This window comes from Eubacterium ruminantium (assembly GCF_900167085.1).
In the GTDB taxonomy this organism is placed as follows: Bacteria; Bacillota; Clostridia; order Lachnospirales; family Lachnospiraceae; genus Eubacterium_Q; species Eubacterium_Q ruminantium.
In genome coordinates this window covers 76265-93234 of the sequence record NZ_FUXA01000012.1, presented here as the reverse complement: position 1 = coordinate 93234, position 16970 = coordinate 76265, and the positions used below count along the sequence as shown (strand labels likewise).

General features: G+C 37.4%; 18 protein-coding genes. 14 read left to right on the top strand and 4 right to left on the bottom strand.

The window, feature by feature from the left end; genetic code table 11:
- The 10 genes from B5D25_RS10090 to B5D25_RS10045 all read left to right on the top strand — a co-directional run.
- Positions 1 to 350, top strand: a 350-nt coding sequence (locus B5D25_RS10090; RefSeq protein ID WP_143405143.1) for an RNA-guided endonuclease TnpB family protein, incomplete at its 5' end; no start/stop codon positions are given.
- A gap of 105 nt (positions 351 to 455) precedes the next feature.
- Positions 456 to 2597, top strand: coding sequence for a hypothetical protein (locus tag B5D25_RS10085; protein WP_078787842.1), 2142 nt, complete (start codon positions 456 to 458; stop codon positions 2595 to 2597).
- Positions 2598 to 2607: 10 nt separating this feature from the next.
- A complete protein-coding gene (locus B5D25_RS10080) occupies positions 2608 to 3429 on the top strand; it encodes a hypothetical protein (protein WP_078787841.1) in 822 nt (273 codons plus the stop codon).
- Positions 3430 to 3441: 12 nt separating this feature from the next.
- A complete protein-coding gene (locus B5D25_RS10075; protein ID WP_078787840.1) occupies positions 3442 to 3666 on the top strand; it encodes a hypothetical protein in 225 nt (74 codons plus the stop codon).
- 23 nt (positions 3667 to 3689) lie between these two features.
- Positions 3690 to 4502: a hypothetical protein gene (locus B5D25_RS10070; RefSeq protein WP_078787839.1), complete on the top strand. Its 813-nt coding sequence runs from the start codon at positions 3690 to 3692 to the stop codon at positions 4500 to 4502.
- Positions 4495 to 5001, top strand: a complete 507-nt coding sequence (locus B5D25_RS10065; RefSeq protein WP_078787838.1) for a hypothetical protein — start codon at positions 4495 to 4497, stop codon at positions 4999 to 5001. Before B5D25_RS10070 ends, B5D25_RS10065 begins: the two co-directional genes overlap by 8 nt.
- Positions 5002 to 5019: 18 nt before the next feature.
- Positions 5020 to 6126: a hypothetical protein gene (locus tag B5D25_RS10060; protein ID WP_078787837.1), complete on the top strand. Its 1107-nt coding sequence runs from the start codon at positions 5020 to 5022 to the stop codon at positions 6124 to 6126.
- Positions 6127 to 6198: 72 nt separating this feature from the next.
- A complete protein-coding gene (locus tag B5D25_RS10055; RefSeq protein ID WP_078787836.1) occupies positions 6199 to 7458 on the top strand; it encodes a hypothetical protein in 1260 nt (419 codons plus the stop codon).
- Positions 7459 to 7468: 10 nt separating this feature from the next.
- Positions 7469 to 8416: a hypothetical protein gene (locus B5D25_RS10050; protein ID WP_078787835.1), complete on the top strand. Its 948-nt coding sequence runs from the start codon at positions 7469 to 7471 to the stop codon at positions 8414 to 8416.
- 15 nt (positions 8417 to 8431) lie between these two features.
- Positions 8432 to 9418: a hypothetical protein gene (locus tag B5D25_RS10045; RefSeq protein WP_078787834.1), complete on the top strand. Its 987-nt coding sequence runs from the start codon at positions 8432 to 8434 to the stop codon at positions 9416 to 9418.
- 175 nt (positions 9419 to 9593) lie between these two features.
- On the opposite strand, the gene tgt is transcribed toward B5D25_RS10045, so the two are convergent.
- Complete coding sequence (tgt, locus tag B5D25_RS10040) at positions 9594 to 10727, bottom strand: tRNA guanosine(34) transglycosylase Tgt (protein ID WP_078787833.1); 1134 nt, start codon at positions 10725 to 10727, stop codon at positions 9594 to 9596.
- Positions 10728 to 10729: 2 nt separating this feature from the next.
- Entirely contained in the window at positions 10730 to 12400 is a 1671-nt protein-coding gene (locus B5D25_RS10035; protein ID WP_159444148.1) for a S1C family serine protease, read from the bottom strand.
- A 259-nt stretch (positions 12401 to 12659) separates the two neighbouring features.
- Between B5D25_RS10035 and B5D25_RS10030 the strand changes: the two genes are divergently transcribed.
- The 4 genes from B5D25_RS10030 to B5D25_RS10015 are packed head-to-tail and all read left to right on the top strand — an operon-like array spanning position 12660 to position 15844.
- Positions 12660 to 12938: a hypothetical protein gene (locus B5D25_RS10030; RefSeq protein ID WP_078787831.1), complete on the top strand. Its 279-nt coding sequence runs from the start codon at positions 12660 to 12662 to the stop codon at positions 12936 to 12938.
- A 16-nt stretch (positions 12939 to 12954) separates the two neighbouring features.
- Positions 12955 to 13647 (top strand): ABC transporter ATP-binding protein, encoded by a 693-nt coding sequence (locus B5D25_RS10025; protein ID WP_078787830.1) that lies wholly within the window; start codon positions 12955 to 12957, stop codon positions 13645 to 13647.
- The gene (locus tag B5D25_RS10020; protein WP_078787829.1) at positions 13637 to 14737 is read left to right on the top strand and encodes an ABC transporter permease; all 1101 of its coding nucleotides are present in this window, start codon (positions 13637 to 13639) and stop codon (positions 14735 to 14737) included. The genes B5D25_RS10025 and B5D25_RS10020 overlap by 11 nt, the downstream gene beginning before the upstream one ends.
- A gap of 39 nt (positions 14738 to 14776) precedes the next feature.
- Positions 14777 to 15844 carry an ABC transporter permease gene (locus B5D25_RS10015; protein WP_159444147.1) on the top strand — a complete coding sequence of 356 codons (1068 nt, stop codon included), beginning with the start codon at positions 14777 to 14779 and terminating at the stop codon, positions 15842 to 15844.
- Between the two features lie 8 nt (positions 15845 to 15852).
- Here B5D25_RS10015 and B5D25_RS10010 read toward each other — a convergent pair whose 3' ends face one another.
- A complete protein-coding gene (locus B5D25_RS10010; protein WP_078787827.1) occupies positions 15853 to 16482 on the bottom strand; it encodes a YigZ family protein in 630 nt (209 codons plus the stop codon).
- A 20-nt stretch (positions 16483 to 16502) separates the two neighbouring features.
- Complete coding sequence (nrdR, locus tag B5D25_RS10005) at positions 16503 to 16952, bottom strand: transcriptional regulator NrdR (protein ID WP_078787826.1); 450 nt, start codon at positions 16950 to 16952, stop codon at positions 16503 to 16505.
- Positions 16953 to 16970: the final 18 nt, after the last annotated feature.

The window sequence follows — 16970 nt, the reverse complement described above, 5'->3', positions numbered from 1 at the left end:
TATCTACTGAACTTATTAAAGAAAACGATATTATTTGTATTGAAGACCTTAATATATCCGAAATGATACAAGATAATAGAAAGGATATGCGAAGAAATATCGGAGATGTTTCATGGTGCGAATTTACTCGCCAACTTCAATACAAAGCAGATTGGTATGGAAGAATTATTATTAAAGTAGGTAGATATTTCGCAAGTAGTCAAATTTGCAGTTGTTGTGGTAATAAATTTCCTATCACTAAGGATTTAGGGGTTAGACAATGGATATGTCCTAATTGTAAATCTATATTAGATAGGGATATTAATGCTGCAATAAATATACTTAATAAAGGATTAAAACAAATAGCTTAAATGATAATATAAGAACCGCAGGAACTGCGGGGTTAGCTCGGTAATGAAGTAGACATTAGTTTACTAGTCCCGAGAACCACGCGACTTTAGTCGTGTGAGGTTCAGTTGAATACGGGAAAGTTTAATTTTGGCGGAGATGGATTAACATTTGATGGAACGCATTTGTATTTAGGCGGATTTGAAGTTGTTCCGGGTGGATTTAAAACAGATGCTATATACATAGGTACTGATGGTACTATCGAGTCTGAAAGTATTGTTGGTAAAATAGATTCTACCGAAACATCAGATACTCACGGTGAAATATTTAATGCTTATACTGATGGTTGTGAACCTCACACGCCATACGACGAATTAAGCATGAGTAGTTTTATTTCTTACAGAGAAGATACTGCCAGAACTAGTGTTAAGAAAGTTAGTAATCGCCAAACAATAATAAGTTGGGATGGAACTAGCGACGACATTGGATGTATATATTACTACAATCATCCAATACATGCAAAAGAAGGTCTTGAATATATTACTGTTCGTATAGATACGGGGACTCGAAATAGAGAAAGTTCTGAAGCTGGTTCTTTTTACAATATGCGAGTTGGTTTAAGCAAGCATCCACCAGAAAGAGTCTCAACTCCTACCGGTGAGTTTCAAAATTTTGAGCAGGGTATGGTTGAAATTCGAGAGCCAAACAAAACATATTATGTAAATATTCCCTTGCCGGGAAATTATGATCCTACTTATAATTATTATCTTGTTATAGATGCTCCGGGATGGAATGCAACTGTCAGAGATTTAAGATACGCAAGTCACATTTCAATAAAAAATAAAGCAATAGGAATCCACAGCCATGCCGAAGGTAATGGAGTAACTGCATCGGGAAATCAGAGTCATGCTGAAGGTTGGCAAACGACTTCGGCGGGAGAACAAAGTCATGCCGAAGGCAAGTCGTCTATGTCCGTTGGACTTCAGAGTCATGCTGAAGGTTTGCAGACGGTAGCTACGGGAGATCAGAGTCACGCCGAAGGAAATCATACAACAGCTGTAAATACAGGCGCTCATGCTGAGGGAATTGAGACTCTTGCATCTGGATTAGGTACTCATGCCGAGGGAACGGGTACAAGAAGCGTTTCCCAACATGCGCATGCCGAGGGATTTTATACTTTAGCAGCTGGTTCGAACAGCCATGCTGAAGGACAAGGAATGCAAGATAGTTCTAATTATGGAGCGTTCGGCACCGCATCTCACAGTGAAGGAAATTGTACAAAATCAGCGGGCGATTATTCTCATGCTGAAGGATATTATACGACAGTTACGAGTGTGGGCGGCCATGTCGAAGGTTATCATAATACGTGTAGTGGTTATTACGCCCATGCTGAAGGATATTATACTGTTAGTAGTGAAGAATCATCTCACAGTGAAGGGCGTAATACTGAAGCAAGTGGTGCTTATAGTCATGCCGAAGGTTTTTATACTCAAGCTACAAACTATGAGAGTCATGCCGAAGGGGATCATACTGAAGCAACTGGTGCTAGTAGTCATGCCGAAGGTGGTTATACTCATGCTATAGGTATTAGGAGTCATGCCGAAGGAAGTAGTACATACGCAAGAGGTTTTTATTCACATGCCGAAGGAGCCAATACTCAAGCGAATGGCGAACATAGTCATGTGGAAGGTCTTGCAACAATTGCCTCTCGTAGAAGTCAACACGTTTTTGGCGAACATAATATTGAGGATACTTATACACCGGTTGGAACGGGTTCGGCAGATCCTGTGCATGATCGTGGTAAGTATGTGGAGATTGTCGGAAATGGAACAAGTGATGTTGATTCAAACGCATATACATTAGACTGGGATGGTAATGGATGGTATGCGGGAAAAGTAACAGTTGGAGTTGCACCAACTAACAACATGGATGTTGCCACAAAAAAATATGTTGATGATAATTTGACGGATTTTGTCGGGGCAACATCTCAAAGTGCGGGAACCCATGGTTTTGTTCCTGCTCCAACAACCCTTGATGAAAATAAATTTTTAAAAGGTGATGGAACGTGGAGTTCTTTAAATGAATATGTTGCAATAACTCAGGCGGAATACGATGCTCTTTCTCAGGCGGAAAAACAAAACGGACAATTATATTTCATTACGGATGCTGATAGTATTCCATATATGGAATTAACACAAACACAGTATGACGCTTTAACATATGCGGAAAAACATAATGGCACGTTGTATTTTATAACGGACGCCAGTTAGGAGGAAATAAATGGGAAAGCTAATGCTTAATGACGTCTGTTATTCAAGTGGCGGATCCGGACAAGTATTTACCGGAGCAACCGCCACTACTGCCGGTACTCAAGGCGAAGTTCCAGCTCCGGCAGCGGGCGATCAGGCGAAATATTTACGAGCGGATGGTAATTGGGCTACTCCTCCGGGAAGTGGCGGAAGCACAGTTATCATTACTCCAACACTTAGTTCGGGAACGAAAGTTGCCGATTATGAAATAGATGGTGTAGCGGGAAGTTTATATGCGCCAAATGGTGGCGGTTCAACTGTTTCTGTTACACAAAAAACTTCATCAGGAACAAATATTGCAAGTATAACTATAGATGGCGTGGTAACTGAATTATATGCACCAAATGGTGGCGGTGCTTCTGCTCTCGAAGATTTAACTGATGTAGATATCACAACACCAACAGATGGACAAGCTCTTGTATATGATGCCACAAATGATAAATGGATTAATGGAACTGTTCAAGGTGGCGGTGGTCATATGGACACACTTTGGACAGGCAATGAAACACCTACCATGAGTTATAACCCGACAATCCAACTTGCGCATCCAATAAGTGACTATGACTTGATATTGATTAATTTTAACAACTACAATGGAGTTTACTATCTGAAATCAACAATTCCGTTATATGGCTTAACATCTGGAGATTATGTCGCACAAGAGATAATGCCTGTCAATTACGTGGCTATGTTTATAAATGTAATTAATGATTACAATATAACCCTTAATTGTTATGGAAGAAACTACGAAAATAGTACAACCTATGTAAGTATTATAGGTGTCAAATTATAAGGAGGAAAAAATATGAACGTAATTACAATTCAAGAAATGTATGACAAAACAGTGGCGAGATCAATGCTCGCATATGACACAAACGAACTTGCTGCAAGTGCTTTATATAGCACAATGGCAAGTTCTTTGGTTTCTGAACCAGTAAAAACTGTTGTTTGTACAATGATCGACGATAATGGAGTTATTGTTAAGCAGGAGAAGTGGATAAAGCCAGATCTTCCTGAAGAAAAAGAATAATAATCTAAACGGAGGGAATGGTAATGTACACTATATTAATTAATAAAGATAAGTCTCTTACTACTTCCGTAAAGTCAACTCTTATAAAAGAAACAACGACAGATGAAATAGTATTTCTTATGAACTCACCAGAGCCTCAAGAAGAGGATTTGCCGGACAATGTGACAATTGATACGTCTTATGAATTTTCGACTCTCCTACGCTACGTGGTGAAATCTGACGGCATTTTAAAAACTGAGACGCTTGTGAGTTCTGCCGAAAAATATAAAGACAAAATCAAATTTGTTCTCCCAAAAAAATCTCTATTTTTCCGAAATGGGGGAATGGTCGAATTGTGGTTGGACATCACAACAAATATTACTGTTAGTACAACTGTGACCGAGATAGATTCGGAAACCGGAGAAGAAACATCAACAACCACAACGGACAGTTATGTTGAGGAGTTTACGACTCTCCCAACTACTTTGTTTATAGACAATGTTCCTTGGGAAAAGAATTGTCCGTGGTATAAAGATGACAATACAATTAAGATTACTCGTGGTGACAGTTTAAATATTCAAGTTGAGTTAACAGATAATAATGGATATCCATACGCACCGGTCGAGGGCGATCAAGTTTGGTTTACTGTTAAGAAATCGGCAGCTGCGGAAGATGTATTGATACGTAAGGGTATAAGTACGGAAACTCTTAATTTAGAGATTGTTGAATCAGATACTCGTAATTTAGCATTTGGAGATTACAAATACGAAATTGAGGTTATTACTGCTGTCAATAATGACCACTATACAGTAATTAAAAATGCCCCATTTGTTATAATGGAGGAATTACATGAATGAGAATAAAATACATGGAAAAATAAATTCTAATCGTGGGATTGGTGGAAAGATTTCAGCATATCAAAGAATCAAGGGTGATTTAGGTAATGATGTTAATAATCGTATCAGTAAGGATTATAACTCTCTTGTTAACAAACCTAGTATAGAAGGTGTGGAATTAAAAGGTGATAAATCACTTAGAGATTTTGGAATTACTTACGTATATCAAAAAACAACTGAAGAATGGAATTCTACCCCGTCTTTGGTTGCTGAAAAAGGAGCCGTGTATATTTACACGGATTATAAACATGATGAAAAAGGGAATGATATTCCCGGAATAAAACTTGGTGATGGGAAGGCGTATCTAATCGATGCGCCTTTTTGCGACCAAGATATGCAAGACCATATAAATAACCTTATTATTCATATTACTCAAAACGAACGCGAATTTTGGAATGCTAAGGTCAGATGTTTTATAGATTCTGAAAATACGGAAAAATTAGTTTTCACAACTAATTAAATTGAAAGGAGAAAAAATATGCCTGAAATTAGTTCAATGAAATTGCCAAGTGGTAGCGTATATGACATTAAAGACGCAACAGCGCGTGAAATGATTGCGGCACTTAATCAGTTTACATACGAAATAGTTACTACTCTTCCAACCGCTTCGGAAGACACAATGTATATAATATATCTTAAACCTGCGGGAACAGTTGGTACAGGTGATAATTATGAAGAATATATAACAATAGATAAAGGTGCAAGTGTAAGTCCAAGATATGTGTGGGAAAAGATGGGAACTATTACACCTCCAGATCTGAGTGACTATGCAAAAATTGAAGATTTAGGAGATCTTGCGTGGAAAGATACGGCGAGCGGTACCGTCGCTGTTCCTAAGACATATACATTTACAGGAACTTCTACAACCGGAACTGTGAGTGGAACTGCTTCTGCGCAAACATTTACCGGAACCGGAGTAAGGCTTGAAACAGATTCTGAAGTTGCAACAGGCGGTTCATTTACCGGAGCATCTATGACTTCAACGGGAAGTTTTACTCCAAGTGGCTCAATATCTGTTGGCACTGGAACTGCTAATTACACGCCTAGCGGTACCAATGCTTCATCAAGCGTGTCGGGTTCTTGTAGCGTCACACCGTCTGGAACTATTGCGGTAAAAACAGCTGGTGCAACTACTACAGTAAATAGCATTACGGCGGTAGGTACTTTGCCAAATCTTTCAACAACGGTTGAAGATGAAGTTCTTACGATTGGTTGGAACGCTGGAACACTTCCAACAAAAGGAAGTGATACAAGTGTTAAAATTGGTGATGCTGCTTATGATTTTACCGGTACTGCAAGCAGTGGTACTATTAGTGGTACGGCAGCTGCTCAAACATTTACGGGAACTGGAAAGGAACTTAAGTTTACCGGCAGTGCGGGGAATATATCTGTATCAGGCACTACAACCGGTTCTATATCACTCACAAAAAGTGCGGTAACCATAAGTCCTGCTGCAAGTGGAACACCAACATACACACCTGCCGGTTCAAATGCTTCTTCGTCTATTTCTGGATCTGCAAATATTACTGCTACTGGTAATGTTACGACTGCAACAACAGAAAATAAGACAGTTACAGTTTCTTAAATATTATAATTATATTTTTTAGAGTCGTCTTTATGGCGACTCTTTTTAAAATAAAAGAAAGGAGGGATCGTTTTGTCTAATAATAAGATTAGTCAAATAAAACTTCCAAATAATAATGAAATATACGATATTGAAGGGCGGAATGTTCAACGAATATCATGGAGTGATTATTCAAATCTTTCAGAGGAAGATAAAAAATCCAATACGGCTTATTACATTACCAATATTCCTTTAGATGAAGGTGGTTATAAACATGCAGAAGGCTCAGTTATATTAATAGACGATGGCAAGCTAAATGAACCACTAAAGGCTTGTACAGTTGATATAAACCCTGTGCAGAGTGGTAGTGGTACGCCATCTCCAAGTAACATAAGACCTATTAGTGGATGGACAGAGGCAAATATTACAGTTGCAGATGCGACAGTAAGTCCGACAGTTAGCAATACTTACAGCATAGAGTTTGAAGATAGTGGAAGTCCTTTAACTGTATACGGAGGACGGCTGAACGTAACGATAGGAGAGCTGACGGTTGACATGGTAAGTATTGATTTATCATCAATAAGTAGCTTCTCTTCGGATGCTGTTAATGCTAATGGCTTTATTAGATATAACTGTTTAGTAGATGATAAAGCGTTAAACTTTAACTTGTTGTGTAGCAAATTAGAGGTATCAAGTACAGTTGTACGTTCAAATACAGACACGGAAGAAATAAGCGGTTCATTGACTAATAATCGTTTTTATTTCTCAATAAATGCAGATAGATTAAGTGGTGATTTGTCAACAACAGCGGGGAGAAATCAAGCATTAAAGACATTGTTACAAACTGATGATATACAAGTGGTTTACGAACTCGCCACACCAACCGAAGTATCGCTAACCCCGACAGAAATCACTACTCTATATGGCAACAATGTCATATGGGTAGATAGCGGAGATATGGCGATTACATACACATACGAATCAAATAATCAAATTCGTATGGGCGATGAGATTTTTTCAGTTGGGTCAAATGCACAAACTATTTCCGGTCATACTGTATTAACCGATGTACCTGCGGATGCCGTATTTACTGACACTACTTATAGCGTCACTCCAGTTACAATTTCAACTGCACAAAAAGGATCAGATATTACTGTAGATGATATTACTGCTTGGAATGCGGGGAGTGTTACAACTGTTACCTATAATGAGACGACTCATTCTATAATTATTAATAACGGTGTTTTACCTTCTTTATCTTATACGGCTAAAAATGTCCCAAATATCACAACCGAAAATATTCAAGTAGTAAAAGATGTTAGCGTGGTAAATTCAAATATTACTGATGGATAGGAGGTTTAATATGGCATATGCAAACAATATAATCATAGATGGAACTCCTATAGAAATAAATGTTTCGACAATAAATGGGTTTACTGTTAATAAAAACGTGCCTGCAGATGCTGTTTTTAGTGATACAACATATACCGCTGGAACAGGTTTAAGCTTAACAAATAATACTTTTTCACATTCCAATAGTATAACTCCCGGAACTATTGGAAGTTCGACAGACACGAGTGGATTGGTCAATCTACATGTTCCGTATGTTAATTTTGACGCACAAGGGCATATAACTGGGGGTGGAAATAGGATACATACTGTTACGGGCTTTATTCAGAAAACTGGCGGAGTTGTTACAGGAAACATAAATCGCAAAAATTCAAACGTAACTATAGGAACTACGTCTAATAATGGCGTGGTTTCAGGTAACGAAGATGGTTGCTATGATTGTACAGATAGTAATGACGAATATTATGGTAGATTTTGTGGTAGAGCAAGTGACGACGGTAGTGTAACGGCTTTTATTGAGGCTCGCAATATGAAGACAGATGGCTCATTTGTCTCAAACAGATTAAGTATTGGAGTGAAAAAAGATGGTACTCGAACATTCTCCGTGTCGGATCCATCGAAGTTTCGAGAAGATTTAAACTTGCAAAAAGAAATTACTACAGAAACAAGTTCTACTGGAAACAATGGTTTTTCGCTTAAGAGATATGGAAAAGTTGTATCTATACAAGGAATAGGTATTACGGCAAACAATCGCGGCACTCTTCCATCGGGGTGGAGACCCGAAGAATTAACGAGAATTCCTTGTGTTGTTTTTAATGGTTCAAATTATTATTATGGATGGTTAGCACTGAATAATTCCAATGGTGCAATTACCGTTCATTATTTAAATGGAACTTCTGATAAAACAACAACCTCCGCATCTTATTCTATTCATGTTTCCGGAACATGGGAAATAATATAAGGGAGGTGTATTGTGATGGGTACTATCTCTCAAGTTACAATAGAAGGTATGGTTATTCAATTAGATGCGAAAAAAGTAAATGGATTTAATGTAGAAAAAGATGTTCCTTCAAATGCATTGTTTACCGATACAACATATAATGTTGGCGCAGGTTTAGAAATTCAAAATTCTCAAACTCAATCTGAGTATAATCTTAATTACACAATAGGGCATTCGAATAATATTTTTTCAGGAACGGCGGGAACTTCCTCTTCTACTAGTAGTCCTACAATTAGTGTTCCATATTTAAATTATGACAGCGAAGGACATATTATATCTGTCGGAAATCGAACTCATACATTTACGGGGTTTGTTTCAAATTCTGGCGGAACTTTTACTGGAGATATTTTAAGACAAAATTCCGCCATAACTCTTAACACAACTAATAATGGAGTGAATGAAACTGTGTTTACTTCGTGTGGAAAAACTCACGATAGTAATAATTTGGAATTTGCAAAATTAAATGTAGAGGCTTTTGATAATGGTGATATAGATATTTATTTGAAAGCGGATAATAAAACTGTAGGTGGAGTTTCTACTACTGGCAATTCATTGTTAGGTGTACATAAAGATGGTACGAGATATTATTACAACTCTTCTATAAAACACGGAACAATCTTAGCTGAGGATGTTAATGCTCAAGAAAAAATAATTACCAAAGAATATAATAGTGCTTCTGGAAGATATGGTAAAAGGTATGGAAATGTTGTTTTTATATATTTTGACAGTATGTTGGCATATGCTCCTGAAAATTTACCGACAGATCTTCGTCCAAATGAAACTGTAAGATTTCCAGTAACTGTAAGAAACAATGTATCTGATACATATTATAAAGGATATGTTGAATTATACAGTTCAGGATTTATTGCAATTTATTATATTAACGGAACTATTCGCTATAGGATAGATGACTCTTCAACTTCTAGACATTCCATCACGGGATCTGGAAGTTATATTATATAAAAATATAAGCAGGCTTAATTAAAAGTCTGCTTTTTTTAGTTTTGCCAAGAATACAAAATATTAACTTTTTAATGTTCTCTATTCTTGACAAAACAACCTGAAATTTTACGCCATTTTGACGCCATTTTGACGCCATTTTTTTAAAAACTTACGATAAGTTACGATAAGTTAATGGTTATCTATCTCCTTCTTCAAAACCCCTCAACTTCGCTGATTTAAAGGCTTTAAAGCGATGTTCTTCGATAGCAATTCTTATCTCTTTCATGAGTTTGTTATAAAAGTGCAAATTATGCAAGACACAAAATCTCATACCGAGCATTTCATCAGCCTTGAGAAGATGTCTGATATATGCTCTTGTATACTTTTTACATACCGGACAATCACAATCTTCTGCGATCGGTCTTGTGTCCAATTCGTACTTTTTATTTTTAATATTGATCTTACCCTGATTAGTATATAACTGACCATGTCTTCCGTTTCTTGTAGGATAAACACAATCGAAGAAGTCAACTCCTCTTTCAACAGCCTCTAAGATATTTGCCGGAGTACCGACCCCCATAAGATAAGTAGGCTTATCTTCAGGAAGATACGGAACAGTTACATCAAGAACATGATACATTTCCTCATGACTCTCGCCAACTGCAAGTCCTCCGATGGCATAACCCGGAAGATCGAGTTCTGTGATCATTTTAGCATGATCTATACGTATATCATCAAGGACACCGCCCTGATTGATTCCAAATAACATTTGTTCCTTATTGATGGTTCCTTCCATACTATTCAGTTCATTCATCTTATCGCGGCATCTTATGAGCCATCTGTAAGTTCTGGCAACTGATTTCTCAATATAAGATCTCTCTGCCTTTGCAGGTGGACATTCATCAAATGCCATAGCGATGGTTGATGCAAGATTGGACTGAATTGTCATACTCTCTTCAGGCCCCATAAATATCTTTCTTCCATCAACATGGGAGTTAAATGTAACTCCTTCTTCTTTGATATTTCTGAGCTTAGCAAGAGAATAAACCTGAAATCCGCCTGAGTCCGTAAGGATAGGTCTCTTCCAATTGGTAAATTCATGAAGACCACCAAGCTGCTTAACAATCTCATCTCCAGGTCTTACGTGAAGATGATACGTATTGCAAAGCATAACCTGTGTATCAATATCCTCTAAATCAGAGGTAGCCACGGCACCTTTAATTGCCGCGGCTGTCCCTACATTCATAAAAACCGGAGTCTGTATATCTCCATGTGGAGTTGAAAAAACACCTCTTTTCGCTTTTCCATCTTTTGTAATAAGTTTGTACATATTTAATGACCGGTCACAGTATATCCTAATACTGCATTTATCTCCATTTCGTTATATTGTCCCATATCATTCTGGCGATAAACGACTATCTTAACACTATCGCCTTCTTTTTGAGCTGCAATTAATTTTTGCAAATCCTCTACAGTATAAACTTCATTACCATTAAATTCAACTATAATATCACCTTCCTGGAGTCCCGCCTCTTTTGCAGGAGAGCCATTTTCTACATCTGATATGTAGATTCCGGTCGGAATTCCATAAATCTGTGAATATTCTTTATTGATATCTCCGCCAGATATACCAAGGTATACCTTTCCGTTAACGCCATTTATGATATTAGTGATAATATCCATGGCTCTTGAACTAGGTATGGAAAATCCCATTCCTTCTACCGTATTGTCAACATATTTGGCAGAATTAATTCCAATTACCTGACCCTTTGAATTAACAAGTGCACCACCACTGTTTCCGGGATTAATCGCTGCATCTGTCTGGATGAGAGAGCCGTCGAATCCATCAACTTTTCTCTCAAGAGCACTGATGTAACCTACTGTCACTGACTGACCGTAACCAAGTGCATTTCCTATAGCTATCACGGGCTCTCCGACAACAAGATCATCAGAACTGCCCACTGCAGCAACCTTGATTGCCTTTGCTGTCGACTCTTTCATATCGTCAAAATTGACTGTTACTACTGCAATATCGGCACTTTCATCATACCCCTTTACGCTGGCTTTAACGACTTCTCCGTCATTAAAACCTATATTGATAGAAGTAGCATCTTTAATAACATGATAATTGGTTGCTATAAAAAGCTGCTTATCATTCTTTCCAATGATTATGCCCGATCCTGCTCCCGGAACTTCCTGTTCGATCGACCTAAAGTAGTACTGATAGGTCGTTGTCGAAGTAGTCGTGATAGAAACTATAGATGGCTGGACCTCTGCTGCAATTTTTGCAACATCGTAATTTAGTGTTTGCGAAGTTTTCGACGTGTCTGACATAGTCTGTACTCCGACATTATCTGATTTCTCTATGGCTGAAATCGTGTTAACCTCAGGCTGTACTGCCTTATTACTTCCTCTATCAAGTAATCTGTTAACGCCATAAAATGAGCTGCCGGCTACTACGCCGAAAATGAGTGCTGCCGCAACCAGTTTGACACCCCCATGCCTCTTACCGGTATCAGAACTATTCTCCTTTCTTTTTTTAACCGGCCTTCCGGGTTGCTGTAACATAACTCTTTGTTTGAAATCTGCCGCTTCTAACGGCTGATTAGACACAACTCCTTGTCTTCTACCTGCCGGCCCTTCCGGCTGTGTAGACATAAAACTTTGTCTTGTATTCGCCGGCCCTTCCGGCTGTGTAGACATAAAACTTTGTCTTGTATTCGCCGGCCCTTCCGGCTGTGTAGACATAAGACTTTGTCTTGTATTCGCCGGCCCTTCCGGCTGTGTTGATATAAATCTTTGCCTCAAATCTGCCGGCTCTTCCGGCTGATTCGACAAATGGTTCACCCTCTGATCAAAACCATTTTGAAATCCGGATACGTTAAAACTTTCCGGATTTGTCTGGTTAACTGCATGCATATTATTATTCCCTTGATAGAAAAATCCACTTTCTCCACTTTCTACCATATCATTTGGTCCTTTAGTACCAAAATCCTTTTGCATGAAAACCATCTCCTTATCAAATTTTATAAGTGAATATTAGTCTTTTATTGTGTTTATTTTGTGTTCGCTTTGTTTCTTTTTTTTGAACATTTCATGTTAATTTTATCACAATCAATACCTGAAAAAAATCCGTGAAATTCTAGTATATTGCTGCCCTTTTTTCTTGCATATATCGTAATTATTTAATAAAATGAATACAGATTTTTCAGCGGTGGATTTTTGTCGGATCAGAGAAACCGCCGTGAATGGGAGGACGACCATGTTCAGAATTTGGGGAAAGCTTTTTAAGGATAATCATATGATCAAGGACACTGTTGTGGTCATTGATGATCCAACCCTTTCAAGAACAAAAAAAGTTTATAAAGCACTGGACGAGATCTGCTACGAATTCGATCTTTCCAGACCAATCTGGCTTAAGGCCAATCAAAATGATTTCATCAAACTTTCCCGCACCAGATTTACTTCGGATAGTTTTGTCGAGTCCATCGATTTTGATTATCTGGATTTTCAGGTGATTGAGGAAGATTGTATTTATTAATATATAGGGGAACACTATGTTAAAAGTATCTGACCTGTCTCTCAGTTATAAAAAGAAAAATGTTATAAAAAATGCATCATTCGAAGTTGCTGAGGGAAGCATCATCGGCCTGCTTGGTTCAAACGGTTCAGGAAAGTCAACTCTTCTTTCTGCCATAGCCGGTATCAAGAAGCCGGATTCAGGAAATATTTCCATAAATGACATTAATTTAAATGATAATCCAACTGCATATAAGAAAATGTTCGGCTATGCAACTCAGGAGAATCCTCTTATCGAAGAGCTTACCGGAATGGATAATCTCTTGGTGTGGTCTCCATATAAAAAAGATGAGATACAGAAGATAATAAGCGCACCTCCACTTTCCAATCTCGGTGTGCACAAATTCCTTGATAAAAAAGTCAGCAGCATGTCCGGCGGTATGAAGAAACGACTCGCTCTTACCTCCATACTTATGAGTGACCCAAAGGTTCTTCTTATGGATGAACCATTTTCAGCACTTGATATGGTTGCACGATATGATATCATGGAATATATTATCGCATTTAAAAATGCAGGTGGAACAGTCATCATAGCTTCACATGAAGATATGGTTTTAAAAGCATGCGACAAGGTTTTATTTATCAATAAAGGCATTGTTCGTCCGGCAGTAACTAATGATGATTTTGACTTTATAGATATCTTAAGGAGTAGCCTTGAAAATGAAAGATAGATTCTTCCGATTATTACATGCTGATTTTAAAAGAGCAGTCCGGATCATTCCCGGAATATTTATAACTGCTCTTATTTTTGCGTGTGTTTCATGGATCTTACTCATTTATTCAGATAATCTGATATATAGTAAGGATATTTTTTCTCACGTATCAGTAGGTCTGTATATCCCCGAAAATAATTCATACAATAATCTTGCAGTTAACTTTGCCCAGAACATGGACAGCGTCAAAGAATCGCTGAATATAATTCAGGTGACCGATGTTGAAGAAGGTAAAATGCTTATAAAAGACAACAAAATCATTGCCCTGATCGTTATTCCGGCAAATTTTGCAGACGGTATCACCTCCGGTGATAACCCACAGATTGAATTATATTTCGGAGAAAATGTCAGCCTCGAGGAACATCTTGTAAATGATATGATAGCCGTTGCCTCAGATCTTCTGGGTACGGCTCAAACTTCATATAAAGCATTTTATCATGCTGCCATTTTACAGCATGACAAAAAATATGTTAAAGATGCGTCAGATAAACTGGATGAAGCAAACCTCACATATGTTGCGGGAAGAATGAATATTTTTGAAGTCAAAAATATCAATTCAAATTCCGCACACAATCTTCGTGAAACACTGACAGCAACATTTTTACTGGCAATCTTTACCTTAATGTGTTTCCTTCTTACTCCATTTTATAAAGGTCATAATAAAGCATTCATCATGCGATATTATAAAGAAGGCGGCAGTAAATGCAGCTTACTTATTTCCAAAGCAATCTGCGGAACATTTCTGATATACCTTGTTTACATAATGATATTTATACTGCTTCTTGTCGGGGGAACTTCTCCTAACATTACTTCAGTTATCACAATGATTCCGGTTGCAGCATTTTCTGCTACTATAACATTACTTTTTTCCGAACTGATAAAATCCGAGCATCTGGTAAATACACTTTTATTTATCTCGATAATTCTTTTGATTTATCTTGCAGGTGGTGTGATTCCTCCGTTGCTCATGCCAAGATTTTTACAGAGTGCCGTGAAGTTTAATCCTATTTATCATCTGCTCAAATATATTTTATGGGCAATTTACTAATGTAAGAAGTATATGAACCGACCGAGAAAGGACAAATGTATGAGATTACTTATTAACAGATTATATGTCATGCTTAAGAGGACTATGATACAGCCTCTTTATATTGTCATGCTTGCAACTCTCATCACCCTCTCGGTTGTATATGTAAACATCCCTTCAAAGGAAAAATCCTTATACATTCCGGCAGTCATTTATAATATGGACGACTCGGAATTATCAAAAGAATTTAATGAAGAGATTTCCGAAATGACTTCTATCTATCATTTTTATTTTGTATATTCAGAAGATGAAGTTATAAATGATGTTCTCAGTGAGAAAGCCAATGTTGGATTTATAATCCCTAAGGGATTTTTTGATGACTGTATATCTCTTAATACTTCTAATAAAGTCATCGAATATACAACAAACTCTTCCAGACTTCCTACCGTTGCAAGAGAGATTGTATTCAGCCAGCTTTTTGATGAGATTGCTCCTTTAATTTATAAATCACATTATGCATCATCTGTAAAAAGTTATTACAAGAAAACTCTTGATAAAAATGAACTTGCAGAACTTAGAGAAACATTTAATTTAAATGCTGATGAAGTATTTTCAACCTATCAGCAAAATAGTTCTGTTTTCAAGAATGTAGAAGAAAATAAATCAAATTATACTGAACTTACCGAAGTGACAAAAACTGAGTTACCTATCAGAAAAATTGCAGCTTTATTCATCTTTGTTGCATCTCTTATAGGTACCTCCGCTTATCTTACGGATAAAGAAAAGAAAATTTATATGAGAGCAAGTAAAAAGGACCGTTTCATGCTCCGCATCTCTCATATCACCGCTTCTTTACTTCCTATATCACTCACTTCATTTATATGTCTTCTCCTTATAAAAGAAATGCACCCTGTAACACTTCTGTTCAGGATGCTTATCTATGTTGCTGTTGTCGGATTATATTCCGTAATCATCAGCCTCATATTAAATTCTAATCGTATATTCTATAAAGTACTTCCGGTTCTTCTGATACTTACGCTCGTATTCAGCGGAGTATTCTTTGACATCGGAAAATATAATTCATTTATAAGAAATATATCGCTTTTCTTCCCGCCATATTATTTCTAAATAAATAATTATCTATACATATCTTCAACCATTGTTATAACTGCCCTGGCGGAAGTGGCTTCGGTTATCTCTTTGGCGAAGCTGTCCTTCTCTTCAAAAGGAACATAAATAATCTCTGATACTTTGTCTGTGAAGATCGGAGCTTCTGTTTCATACCCCTTATTCATGACAATATAATTGATCCTTCCCACATCAGTGTAATCGATTTCAATCTTTACTGCCATGATATGCATTACTGTATGGATCACAGAGGCATCAATCGCTTCTTTTGCAGCATCGGTATAGGCTCTTACCAGTCCGCCGGTTCCCAGAAGAGTACCGCCAAAATATCTGGTAACAACTATCACTATATTATTTACTTCTGCTCCTCTTATCACATTTAATATAGGCAGTCCCGCTGTACCCTGAGGTTCTCCGTCGTCGGAAAATCTTTCAAGGATACCGCTCCCTTCATTTGTGCGAATAGAAAAGGCAAAGCAGTTATGCCTTGCCTGATAATGCTCTTTTTTTATACTTTCTATGAAAGAATAAGCTTCTTCTTCACTACTGACAGGCTTTGTTACGCCTATAAATCTGGACTTTTTTTCAACTATCTCTCCGCTTCCACCTTCACGAAGAATTTTATATTCATTATCCAAATCACAATCTCCGTATATTATTATTTCAGAAGTTTCTTAAGTTCATCCATAAATGTATTCACATCTTTGAATTCTCTGTAAACTGATGCAAATCTTACATATGCAACTTTATCGAGATCCTTGATTCTGTCCATAACGATCTCTCCAAGTTCAGAGCTGTCAACCTCAAGCTTCTCGAGGTTATAAAGATCATTTTCAATCTGATTAACACAGTTCTGAATCTGACTTGCTGATACCGGTCTCTTATGGCATGATCTGAGGATACCTTCTTCGAGCTTGCTTCTGCTGTAAGCTTCTCTTGTCTTATCCTTTTTGATGATCATAATAGGAATAGTCTCGACTTTTTCGTATGTAGTAAATCTTTTACCGCAAGCATCGCACTGCCTTCTTCTTCTGATAGAGCTTCCATCATCTGCAGGTCTTGAGTCGATAACTCTGGTATCTTCTTCATTACAATAAGGACACTTCATATTTTACCTCCTGGTTTG

Coding starts and splice junctions, on each gene's coding strand:
- B5D25_RS10070 (WP_078787839.1), top strand. CDS start 3,690: ATGTACACTATATTAATTAATAAAGATAAGTCTCTTACTACTTCCGTA.
- B5D25_RS10030 (WP_078787831.1), top strand. CDS start 12,660: ATGTTCAGAATTTGGGGAAAGCTTTTTAAGGATAATCATATGATCAAG.
- B5D25_RS10060 (WP_078787837.1), top strand. CDS start 5,020: ATGCCTGAAATTAGTTCAATGAAATTGCCAAGTGGTAGCGTATATGAC.
- B5D25_RS10045 (WP_078787834.1), top strand. CDS start 8,432: ATGGGTACTATCTCTCAAGTTACAATAGAAGGTATGGTTATTCAATTA.
- B5D25_RS10035 (WP_159444148.1), bottom strand. CDS start 12,400: ATGCAAAAGGATTTTGGTACTAAAGGACCAAATGATATGGTAGAAAGT.
- tgt (WP_078787833.1), bottom strand. CDS start 10,727: ATGTACAAACTTATTACAAAAGATGGAAAAGCGAAAAGAGGTGTTTTT.
- B5D25_RS10065 (WP_078787838.1), top strand. CDS start 4,495: ATGAATGAGAATAAAATACATGGAAAAATAAATTCTAATCGTGGGATT.
- B5D25_RS10080 (WP_078787841.1), top strand. CDS start 2,608: ATGGGAAAGCTAATGCTTAATGACGTCTGTTATTCAAGTGGCGGATCC.
- B5D25_RS10020 (WP_078787829.1), top strand. CDS start 13,637: ATGAAAGATAGATTCTTCCGATTATTACATGCTGATTTTAAAAGAGCA.
- B5D25_RS10015 (WP_159444147.1), top strand. CDS start 14,777: ATGAGATTACTTATTAACAGATTATATGTCATGCTTAAGAGGACTATG.
- B5D25_RS10075 (WP_078787840.1), top strand. CDS start 3,442: ATGAACGTAATTACAATTCAAGAAATGTATGACAAAACAGTGGCGAGA.
- nrdR (WP_078787826.1), bottom strand. CDS start 16,952: ATGAAGTGTCCTTATTGTAATGAAGAAGATACCAGAGTTATCGACTCA.
- B5D25_RS10025 (WP_078787830.1), top strand. CDS start 12,955: ATGTTAAAAGTATCTGACCTGTCTCTCAGTTATAAAAAGAAAAATGTT.
- B5D25_RS10050 (WP_078787835.1), top strand. CDS start 7,469: ATGGCATATGCAAACAATATAATCATAGATGGAACTCCTATAGAAATA.